Source organism: Asticcacaulis benevestitus DSM 16100 = ATCC BAA-896, assembly GCF_000376105.1.
In the GTDB taxonomy this organism is placed as follows: Bacteria; Pseudomonadota; Alphaproteobacteria; order Caulobacterales; family Caulobacteraceae; genus Asticcacaulis; species Asticcacaulis benevestitus.
Genome location: NZ_AQWM01000030.1, coordinates 35,595 through 45,751 on the forward strand (window position 1 = coordinate 35,595; position 10,157 = coordinate 45,751).

The 10,157-nt window shown below is 60.8% G+C and carries 7 protein-coding genes; 2 read left to right on the forward strand and 5 right to left on the reverse strand.

What is annotated here, in order from left to right; all coding sequences use genetic code 11:
• Window positions 1–49 precede the first annotated feature (49 nt).
• The 4 genes from B060_RS0118950 to B060_RS0118965 form a co-directional block, all read right to left on the reverse strand.
• Window positions 50–2,782 (reverse strand): TonB-dependent receptor, encoded by a 2,733-nt coding sequence (locus B060_RS0118950; protein ID WP_018083383.1) that lies wholly within the window; start codon window positions 2,780–2,782, stop codon window positions 50–52.
• Between the two features lie 167 nt (window positions 2,783–2,949).
• Complete coding sequence (locus B060_RS0118955; RefSeq protein WP_018083384.1) at window positions 2,950–3,888, reverse strand: FecR family protein; 939 nt, start codon at window positions 3,886–3,888, stop codon at window positions 2,950–2,952.
• The gene (locus tag B060_RS0118960; protein WP_018083385.1) at window positions 3,888–4,394 is read right to left on the reverse strand and encodes an RNA polymerase sigma factor; all 507 of its coding nucleotides are present in this window, start codon (window positions 4,392–4,394) and stop codon (window positions 3,888–3,890) included. The genes B060_RS0118955 and B060_RS0118960 overlap by 1 nt, the downstream gene beginning before the upstream one ends.
• An 83-nt stretch (window positions 4,395–4,477) precedes the next feature.
• Complete coding sequence (locus tag B060_RS0118965) at window positions 4,478–7,399, reverse strand: TonB-dependent receptor (RefSeq protein ID WP_081606933.1); 2,922 nt, start codon at window positions 7,397–7,399, stop codon at window positions 4,478–4,480.
• A 274-nt stretch (window positions 7,400–7,673) separates the two neighbouring features.
• On the opposite strand from B060_RS0118965, the gene B060_RS0118970 reads away from it, so the two are divergent.
• On the forward strand, window positions 7,674–8,498 hold the full coding sequence (locus B060_RS0118970; RefSeq protein ID WP_018083387.1) for a flagellin: 825 nt from the start codon (window positions 7,674–7,676) through the stop codon (window positions 8,496–8,498).
• Between the two features lie 15 nt (window positions 8,499–8,513).
• Here the strand turns inward: B060_RS0118970 and B060_RS0118975 are convergent, their stop codons facing one another.
• A complete protein-coding gene (locus B060_RS0118975; protein WP_018083388.1) occupies window positions 8,514–9,404 on the reverse strand; it encodes a LysR family transcriptional regulator in 891 nt (296 codons plus the stop codon).
• A gap of 94 nt (window positions 9,405–9,498) precedes the next feature.
• On the opposite strand from B060_RS0118975, the gene B060_RS0118980 reads away from it, so the two are divergent.
• The coding region (locus B060_RS0118980; RefSeq protein WP_018083389.1) for an aldehyde dehydrogenase family protein at window positions 9,499–10,157 on the forward strand (659 nt) is incomplete at its 3' end.

A 10,157-nucleotide genomic window follows, 5' to 3' on the forward strand; every position in this document is an offset into this window, starting at 1 on the left:
ACTGGAGCCAAGGTGCGGGCCGCGTCGTCTCCAGACGCGGCCCCAAGGTTTAGTATTTGGCACGCAGGCTGACGGTGAAGGTGCTGCCATAGTCGTTGATCTCACGGCCCTGAACCTTGTTAGCGCCGTAGACGTACTTCTTCGCGCCGGTGAGGTTGATGGCGTCAACACCGACCACGAAGTGTTCGTTGATGTCGTAGGACAAAGACGCATCGAGCGAGCCGAACGGGGCGACATAGGATTCAGTCGAGACCGTCGAACCGTTGGAGGCCAGGTAGCGGTCGCGCCAGAAGTAGCCAATGCGGCCGGCGTAACCGTTCTTCTCATAATAGCCGACCAGATTGTAGCTGGCCTTGGAGAGGCCCGGCAACATGTTGTTCAAGGTGCGGTTACCAGCGTTATAGGTCGATGTGACCTCCGTGGTGGTGACCGAAACCTGAGTGCCGAGGCCATCGAACGGCGCCGGCAGGAAGCTGAAGAGCTGGTTATAGGCCAGTTCAATGCCCTGCAGCTTAGCCTCGCCGCCATTCACCGTGGTCGAGAGCAGGATATCGCCGCGGCCCGGCACCTGGATGGTGGTGTTCTGGGCGGTGATGTAGCTGTCGAGCTGCTTATAATAGTAGGCGCCGGTGAGTGCGCCGGTCTGGTTGAAGTACCATTCCAGCGACATATCGGCCTGGTTGGCGCGGTAGGGCTTGAGGTTCGGATTGCCGCCGGAAGCCGTCGGCGAGTCGCGCGAGACGGTGATGCGCGGCGCGATGTCGGTGATGTTCGGACGGTTGACGACGCGCGAGGCGCCGAAGCGGCCGATGAGCTGGTCGGTGAACTCAACGCGCAGGTTCAGGCTCGGCAGCCAGTCATGATAGGTGACCGGATAAGACACGGCCTGCGGGGTCGAGCCGTTGACGAGCGTGCCCGAAGCGACCTGATCGGTGGTCGCGTAGCGGATACCAAGATTGCCGGTGACCGGGACGTTCATGACGTCATGGGCGAAATCGCCGCGAACATAGGCCGAGGTGATCTTTTCATCGACCTCGAACGAAGAACGCAGGCTGGCGGCGTCCGGCGCGCGGGCGGCGACGGAAGGATTATAGATCAGATTGTAGAAGGCGGTGCTGGACGGCGACACCCAGGTGCGCGGGCTGCTGCCGTCGAAATCCGACAGGAAGTTGCTGAACGGAAGGGCACTGTAGAAACTGGCGCCCAGGGTGGTGACCGGAATGCCGAAGACCGGGTTGATCGACCAGTCGCGGCGAACATAGTCGCGGTTGCGATGCTGATAGGCCGCGCCGAAAGACAGCTTGGTGAGGAAGCCATCAAAGCGACGCGCGGCGTCGATCTTGGCCGAGTCGTCGGTATCGAGCGAATCCTTCGAGGTGTAGTCGAAGGCCTGACCGACATAGTTGGCCGGATTGTTATAGTCGACCGTTGTCGTAAGGACCGGGATTTCCTTGTAACCCTTCGAGAAATCGAAATGCAAGGGGCCTACGAACGACATGCGGTTGCGCGTCGTGGCGCCACCTTCCGGGTGGTAGGAATGGGCCTTGGAGTAGGCGAGGTTGCCGAAGAAGGTCCACGCACCTGGCGTATAGGACTGGCTGATATTGATGGCCGTCAGGTCGTGGCGATTGAAGCTGGTTTCGCGTGACGCCATCCAGCGCACATTGTTGATCGTGCCGGCGACGACCGTGTCACCAACGATGACCTGAGAACCGGCGACGAAGGTCGGCTTGGCATAGACGGTGGCGCCATTGGCCTGCGCGGCGGCCTGGGTGTAAAGACCGCTGAGCGACGGATAGAGGGCGCTTTCGGCGGCGAAGTTCGGGTAGGTGACGGCGGCGTCCGGGTAGATGTCGAGGCCATGTTCATCGTAATGGACGTCGAGGCGGGTCGCCAGGATATTGACCTCGGTCTTGAGGTCGGCGGTCGGTTTCCACTGGCCGGAGATCATGATCGAGCTGCGCTTGCGGTCTTCCAGTTCGATGGTCGGGCGGGTGCGCGTCGGGGTATAGTAACCGGCGCCGAGCACGCTTGTGAACTGGTCCTTGTTCCAGCCGAAGTTCATGAAGCGGTCGTTACGCACCTGGCGGCGGTCAGTCATGGCCGAGACGAGGAGGCCGAGCTTGCGGTCGGGGGTGACGTAGCTGTAGAGGCCCGACAGGGTGGGATCGGATTTTTCGGTCAGGGTGTTGTAGGCGGAACGGACCGAGAAGGTCATACGGTTGCCGATATCGAGCGGCTTCAGCGTCTTGATGTCGATATTGCCGCCGAGCGCGCCGTCGTCCATGTCGGCGGTCGGCGTCTTGATGACGGCGATTTGTGCGATCGAGTCGGTCGGCAGAACCTCAAAGCGGAAGTTGCGACCTTCAGCGCCGCCGTTTTCGATCAGGTCGTTGACCGCGATCGTGCTGCCGTTGAGCGTGACGTTCTGGAACTGAGGCCCGAGCCCGCGCACGCTGACCTTGAGGCCTTCGCCGCGCTGGCGATCCATGGTGACGCCGGTGACCAGTTGCAGGGCCTCGGCGGCATTGCGGTTCGGGAACTTGCCGATGTCTTCGGCATTGACGGCGTCGACGCTGAAGGCGGCGGCCTTCTTGGTCATGTTGGCGGCACGAACGCTTTTGGAATAGCCAGTGACGATGACTTCCTGCGCGGCTTCAGCGGGCGCGGCAGCATCGGTGGTTTCGGTTTGCGCCAAGGCGTGCGGCACGAGCAGCGAGGCATAGGCCAGCGCGGCCATGGCGCCCAGGCCGTAGGCGATGTATGATGTGGATTTTGACATGTTTGCCCCAGGAAATGGATCGGTTGAGGAGCCGGTGCGATCAAGGTCCGCGATCCGGCTACCTGGGGCAAAACGTAAGAGAGCGCTCGATCCTCCATGGAAATGTCGTGAAATATTTGTGACATTCCAATATGTTAGGTGGCTATTGATCCGTAGTCAGAGCAATTTCAGCGCGGCGAAACCAAGATATCGCCCTGCGCTGTCGGTGTCGCTGTAACCGGAAGCGCAGCACTGAGCGCCTGGCTGGCGCGGTCGACATTATCGAGATTTACCGTCCCCGACAGATGCAGGCGCGCCACGGCCGGGGTGGTGAAAATGATGCGCCGGCCCGTCAGGCGCTGAAAAGCGACGCCCACGTCTGAGAGGCTGGCGTCCTCGAAAGCGAGGTGCCCACGCGCCCAGCTTGAGACGCGCGCTGGCGCATCGTCGGCAATACGCTCATGGCCCGCCATGTCGATATAGGACTGGCCGGGTTTGAGCTCACCGGCATAGCCTGTTTTCAGATTCTCGATCCGCACGGCGCCCGACACAAGGGTCAGGCGATAGGCGTCGCCGGTCTGAGAGATGTTGAACTCGGTGCCAAGATCGACAGCCCGGTGGCTGCCCGTGGTCACGGTCAAGGGACGCTTCTCATCATGGGAGACGGCGAAATAGGCGTCGCCGCGCACCAGATCGATCTCACGCTGCGACCCACCGATACGGCTGCGGATCTGCCCACCGGCGCTCAGTGCAATCTCGGTGCCGTCCTTCAGCGTGACGTGGGCGATGCCCTGTGCCGGCGCGGTGAAGATCTGCATGCGGCCAGACCAGGCAACGAGGCTGCCGGCGCCGATCGCCAGGGTCAGGCAGGCGGCAAGGCCGATGCCAATATAGCGAGGTTGGGGTCGCTTGACCGATCGCGACACGCCAGCGGCACGCAGGGCCTCCTGACGCATCGCCTTGATCTCGGCCGTATCAGAGAAGGCGGCCATGGCGAGCCACGTGCCGATAAGGGCGGCATCCGCGCAGCCTTCGGGCGCGCCTGGCGTCATGGGCGCGTTCAGCCTGTCAAGACAGGCGCGTTCCTGTTCGGAGAGGGTGTCAGGTGTCGGGTTGGGATCGGTCATCAGGCCAGTTCCTTCCCAAGCGTTGCGTTCAGGTGGTGCAGTGCAGTCATTATATGTTTTTCTATGGTACTCACCGACAGGCCCAGTCGTCTGGCGATCTCGCTCTGGGGCATGTTCTCGAAGCGATGCAGGATAAAGCTGTTGTAACAGTTGGGGTGGAGGGTCTTGAGCGAAGCCACGACCTGACGCAGACGGTCGCGGTTGAGCAGGCTGTGTTCGGGTGTTTCACCCGGTGACGCCAGATCATCGCTCAGTTCATCATGCTGACCGGCGCGGCGCGTGGTGCCCTTGCGGCGGTGATCGGTCAGAATATTGCCGGCGATGGTGAAAACATAGCCGTCCGGATTATCCCAGTGCATGCGCGCATAGGCTTGCGCCAGCCGGATAAAAACCTCCTGCACCAGATCCTCGGCGTCGTCGGTTATCCCCTGCCGGCGGAAATAACCGCGCAAAGGGGCCCGGTAGCGCGTCACCAGGGCATCAAAGCTTTGCGTTTGGGTGGTCAAGGAAAAGGGCGTCCTTTAGATGGAGTGTCAGACTGTAAAACGCAGACGCTTCATGGATTCCTCCATGACGGCGTAAATAAATATCAAAAGGTGTGGCGAAGCTGGACGCTGAAGGTGCGACCATACTGGTGGATTTCCTGGGGGCGATCCTTAGTCATCGCAAACGCATAGCGCGTGGTGTTGAGCAGGTTGACGGCCTCAAGCGTGAGCGTGGTAGCCTTGTCGATCTCCAGACTGAACGCGCCATCGAGCGAGCCAAAGCTGTCGGTGTAGGACGGCGCCTGGATCGAGCTGCCGACCGAGCTGAGATAGCGTGCCCGCCAGTAATAACCGAGCCGCGCCATCACGCGATCGTCCTCGAAAAACCCGACCAGATTATAGGTCGAGCGGGACAGGCCGGTCAGTTCGTTGCGAATGCGCAAAGCGCCGGAGGCATAGTCGGCGCTGACGTCCAGCACGGTGAAGGAGACCTGAAAACCGAGATGGCTCAAAGGCCCGGGCAGGGCATCCAGCGTCTGGTTATAGGCGGCTTCGATGCCGGCCACGCTGGCGCTACCGCCATTGACAGTCGTCGAAACCAGAATGTCGCCGGGGCCGGGTATGAAGATGTGTGTGTTCTCGCGTGTCACATAGTCATCGAACCTGCGGCCAAACACCGCCATGGCCAGGGAGGTCGCGGGCGAAGGATACCATTCGAGGCCGGCGCTCATATCGGTGGCTATGAACGGCCGCAGGAACGGATTGCCGCCCTGGCCCGTGTCAGCGTCATTGGAAATCGTCAGGCGTGGCGCGGAATCGATGATGTTGGGCCGCGACATGACGCGCGCAGCCGATAGCCGCACAATGACGCCGGGACGCCAGACCATGCGCAGATTGGCGCTCGGCAGGGTCGTCGTATAATGCAGGCGATAGCGCACGGGTGTGGCGCCCTCACCGATGAGCGCCGCACCTTCGGAGATTTGCAGATTGTCGATCTGGCGCACGCCGATATTGGCGGTGACCGGTCTGTTCCAGAGTTGGAAGCGCCAGTCGCTGCGGATGAAGGCGGCCCAGATGCGCTCATCGACCTCAAACGATCCGGAGGCGTCTGTTGCGGTAGGTCTGGCTGCCAGAACATCGGCCGTCATCAGCCGGTTGTAGAATGCGGTCGCCGAGGGCACCAGCCAGGAGCGCGGGCTGTCGCCGGCGATACCGTTGAGGAAGGTCGGTGACAGCTCGGTATCGTAGCTGTCAGGTCCAAGACCTGTAAAATCCATTCCGACCAGGTCGAAATTCTTCCAGTCGCGCCGTCGGTAACGGCGATTGTGGTGGTGATATTGCTGCCCGACCTGAACCCGGGCAAGCGCGCCATCAAAGCTTTTGGCCAGGTCGTAGCTCAGCGCCTCATCGCTATCGAGCGCGTCCTTGGTCGCGTAATCAAAGCGCTGGCCTGTGAAGTTGCGCGGATCGGTATAGTCCAGTGTCGTCTGCAAGACGGGCACGGTCTTGCCGCCGCCGGAAAAATCATAGGTGAGGGGAGCGAAGAAGGCGACGCGCGAGCGCGTGGTGCCGCGGCCGGGCGGATGGAAGCTATGCGCCCGCGACATATCCGCCGTCAGGTTCGCCGTAAAGGCGCCGGAGCGCCAGCGGTGCTTGATATGGCCCAGCAGCAGATCGAAACGATTGAGGCTGGTTTCGCGTGACGCCATAAAGCGCACAGTCTCGATGCGGCCACGGATGGCCGTGTCTCCAACGATCGAGGCTGTGCCTGGTGTGAACACCGGCGTCGCCAGACTGCGATCATCGGGGTAGATATCCAGACCCGTCTCGTCATAGGCGACATCAAGCCGCGTGGCGAGCAGGCTCAGTTCGGTCTCATGGTGATCATCAGGACGCCATTGCGCCGAAGCGAAAAGCGTATTGTGACGGCGATCCTCGATCTCGATCGTCGGGCGCGTGCGGGTCGGCGTATAGATGCCGTCACCCAGCACCGAGGTGAACTGATCCTTGTTCCACCCGTAATTATAGAAGCGATCGTTGCGCACGCTTTGCCGGTCTGAAATCAGGCTGAGCAACAGACCAAAGCGCCGGTCATCGGTCGTCCAGGCCTCCATCACATGCATCGCCGGGCTGATATCCTGCGCGCGGTCGTTGTGGCTGAGGCGCAGGCTGGCCAGGCCCTTGAAGCGGCTGCCGCTTGGCACCACGTCGAAAGGCCGCAGGGTATGGATATTGATATCGCCGCCCATGGCGCCTTCTTCCATGTCGGGTGTGGGCGTCTTCACGACATCGACGCGGCTGATCAGTTCCGCCGGCAGAATATCGAAGCGAAAATCACGGCCGCGCACGCCGGCATTCTCGATCAGTTCTGTCGCAGCCAGGCTGTGGCCGTCGAACTCGACGTTCTGGAACTGTGGTCCCATGCCCCTGACGCTGACATAGAGGCCGATGCCGCGCTGACGCTCCAGACTGACGCCGGTTACCAGTTGTAACGCCTCAGCGACATTGCGCGCCGGATATTTGCCGATGTCCTCGGCATCGATCGCATCGACCGTATAATCTGCACGGCGCTTGGCATCGCCGGCACGCACCAGGCTCTGACGATAGGAGCGCACGATAATGGGCGGCAGGTCAGGCTCCGCACTGGCCACAGGCGGTGCGACCGTGACAGGCCGCGGTGCGGGGCGATAGACGACGATGACATCCGAAGCGACACGGCGATAGGCGAGGCCGTAAGGCTGAAGAAGCCGTGTCAGGTTCTTGTCGAGACCGCTCGCCCTGCCGGGCAGGCCGCTGCACTTTAAACCTTTAACGAGATGGGGTTGAAAGACGATCTGAACATGGTTGGCCATGCCGAGATCGATCAGGCCAGCCGCCAGATCCTGCGGGGAATTACCCGCCGCGCAGACCGGGCTGCCGCAAAGCGCCAGGGCCATTGCCAAAACGCCAGCCGGGCGCAACCCTGCCGCCTCTGCCACGCGGGCTTGCGGAGAACCGTGACGCTGTAGCGTTGATCTGAGCCTCATGGTGACGGAACGCCCTGGCAACGGGTTGCTCCGGCGACAAACCAGATAGCGATGACAGTTTGATGACGCGGCCACAGAATGCGCCGCATTCCGCGATCCCGTTTCAAAAAAGCCGCGTGCCCGCCCCTTGCGGCCCTATCCCGCGCAAAATGGGTTAGGCATAAATATTAAAGCCCGTTTAATTCGTGTTAGCCACTTTGTGACATGCTGCTATTCCGGCACGGCGGCCGCCGCTCGACAGAATGTCATCGGATCAAACTGGAGGTTCCAGAACGTGAACTCCATCAATACCAATGTTGGGGCCATGATTGCCCTGCAAAACCTGAATAAAATCTCGGCTGACCTTATGGTCACGCAGAACCGCATCTCCACGGGCCTTAAGGTGGCAAGCGCCAAGGATGACGGTGCGGCCTACGCCATTGCGCAACGCCAACGCTCATCGGTGAAATCGCTCGATGCGGTCAAGGACTCCTTGTCGCGCAACAGTTCCGTCGTGGATGTCGCGCTGACCGCCGGTGAATCCGTTTCGGACCTCCTGACCGAACTCAAGGAAAGGGCTTTGGCCGCCTCGGACACATCGCTTGATTCCACGGCGCGCTCAGCCCTGCGCGCCGATTTCGTCTCTATTCGTGATCAGATCACCAAAACCCTGTCCAATTCCGCCTTTAACGGTATCAACCTTCTCAATGGTTCCAGATCGTCGATCGCGGCCCTGGCCAATGAACACGGCACGAGCCACCTGACGGTGGCGGCGCAGAACATGTCTCTCGGAGGATCGATCGTCACTCTGTCGGCTGGCGCGGATTTTTCGACGGCTTCGGGGGCGGCCAATCTGCTGTCCACACTCGATTCGTCCATCAACAATGTGTCGGCGGCTCTGGCGAGGCTCGGGACCTCTTCGAAGGCTTTGGATCAACACATGACGTTTATCGGAAAGCTGCAGGACACGATGATGGTCGGTATCGGCAAACTGGTCGATGCGGATCTGGCGCTTGAAAGCGTCAAGCTCCAGGCGCTGCAAGTGAAGCAGCAACTGGCCATCCATATGCTGTCGATATCCAGCCAGTCCCAGTCATGGGTGCTTAGCCTTTTCCGCTGAGGCCTGGGGGCAAGGCTAAAACATCGCGCGGGATTCGCGCACCGTGGCCGCAATAAAATCAGCCACGGCCCGCACACGCGGCAGGCGCTGGTGGTCGGCATGGATCGATAGCCAGTAGGCGCGTCGTACCGCAACCAGATTGGGCAGAACGCACGACAGACGCGTGTCCTGCCGCGCCACGAAATCGTGCAGCAATCCAAAGCCCAGGCCCGACGCTATGGCATTATGCTGCGCGGTAATCGAACTGGATCTGAACACCGTGCGCGCATCTGAAATGACGGAATCGAGGAACTTCAGCTCGGGCACATCGAGCAAGTCATCAATGTACCAGACGAAGGGACTGTCGCGCAGATCATCGATGGTAACCGGCATGGCTTTAGTCTTCAGATAGTCGTGCGAAGCGTAAAGCCCGAGCTGGTAATCGACCAGCTTGCTGGTGACGAGCCGGCCTTGAGTTGGCGGTGTCAGGGTCACCATCAGGTCGGCTTCGCGTTTCGACAGACTGACGTGGCGGGTGTCGGGCACCAGTTCCAGTTCGATGCCGGGATGGCGTTCATAAAGGCCGTGCAGGCGCGGCGCCAGGAACCACGCGCCGAACGCTTCAGGTGTCACCACGCGCACAGCCCCCGAAATCTCCAGGCGTTGCGCGCCCACCGCATCGGCGGCGGTAAGCATTTCAGCCTCGATACGCTCCGCATGCGACAGCAACACCTGACCACCCGGTGTAAGGGTTATGCCTTGCGGTGAGCGATGCACCAAAAGGCTGCCCATCGCGGCTTCCAGTCCCTTGAGGCGCCGTGCCACGGTGGAGTGATCAAGCTTTAGCTTTGCAGCCGCGCTGTTGAGTTTACCGGCCCGCGCCACCGCTAGAAAGAGGCGCAGATCGTCCCAGTTCAAGCTCTGCATTTTTGCACATCTAAATGGCTTTTATCGGCATGGTTCATGCAAAAACACTAAGCTAAAACGATCCTATCGCCAAGTCCCCTCCGAGGAGCGTCCTGTGAAACATCTATCGCACTTTATCGACGGTCAAACCGCCACCAGTCTGTCGCAGCGCTTTGGCGATATCTTCGATCCCAATACCGGCGCGGTACAGGCACGCGTGGTGCTGGGCACGCCGGATGATCTCAAGGTCGCGGTTGAAAGTGCGGTGACCGCGCAAAAGGCATGGGCAGCGACCAATCCGCAACGTAGGGCACGCGTCATGTTCGAGTTCAAGCGCCTGCTTGAGGTCCACATGGATGAACTGGCGCACATGCTCTCAAGTGAGCACGGCAAGGTTATTTCCGACTCGAAAGGCGATATCCAGCGCGGGCTTGAAGTGGTCGAGTTCGCCTGCGGTATCCCGCACCTCCTAAAAGGTGAACATACCCAGGGCGCAGGGCCGGGCATCGATGTCTTTTCGATGCGTCAGGCGCTGGGCGTCGTGGCCGGCATCACGCCGTTCAACTTCCCGGCCATGATCCCGATGTGGATGTTCGCACCCGCCCTGGCCTGNGGNAACGCCTTNATCCTCAAGCCGTCTGAGCGCGATCCGTCAGTGCCGCTNCGTCTGGCNGAGCTTTTGATCGAAGCCGGCCTGCCTGCCGGCGTACTTAATGTTGTTCAGGGCGACAAGGAGATGGTTGACGCCATTCTCGACCATCCGGATATCAAGGC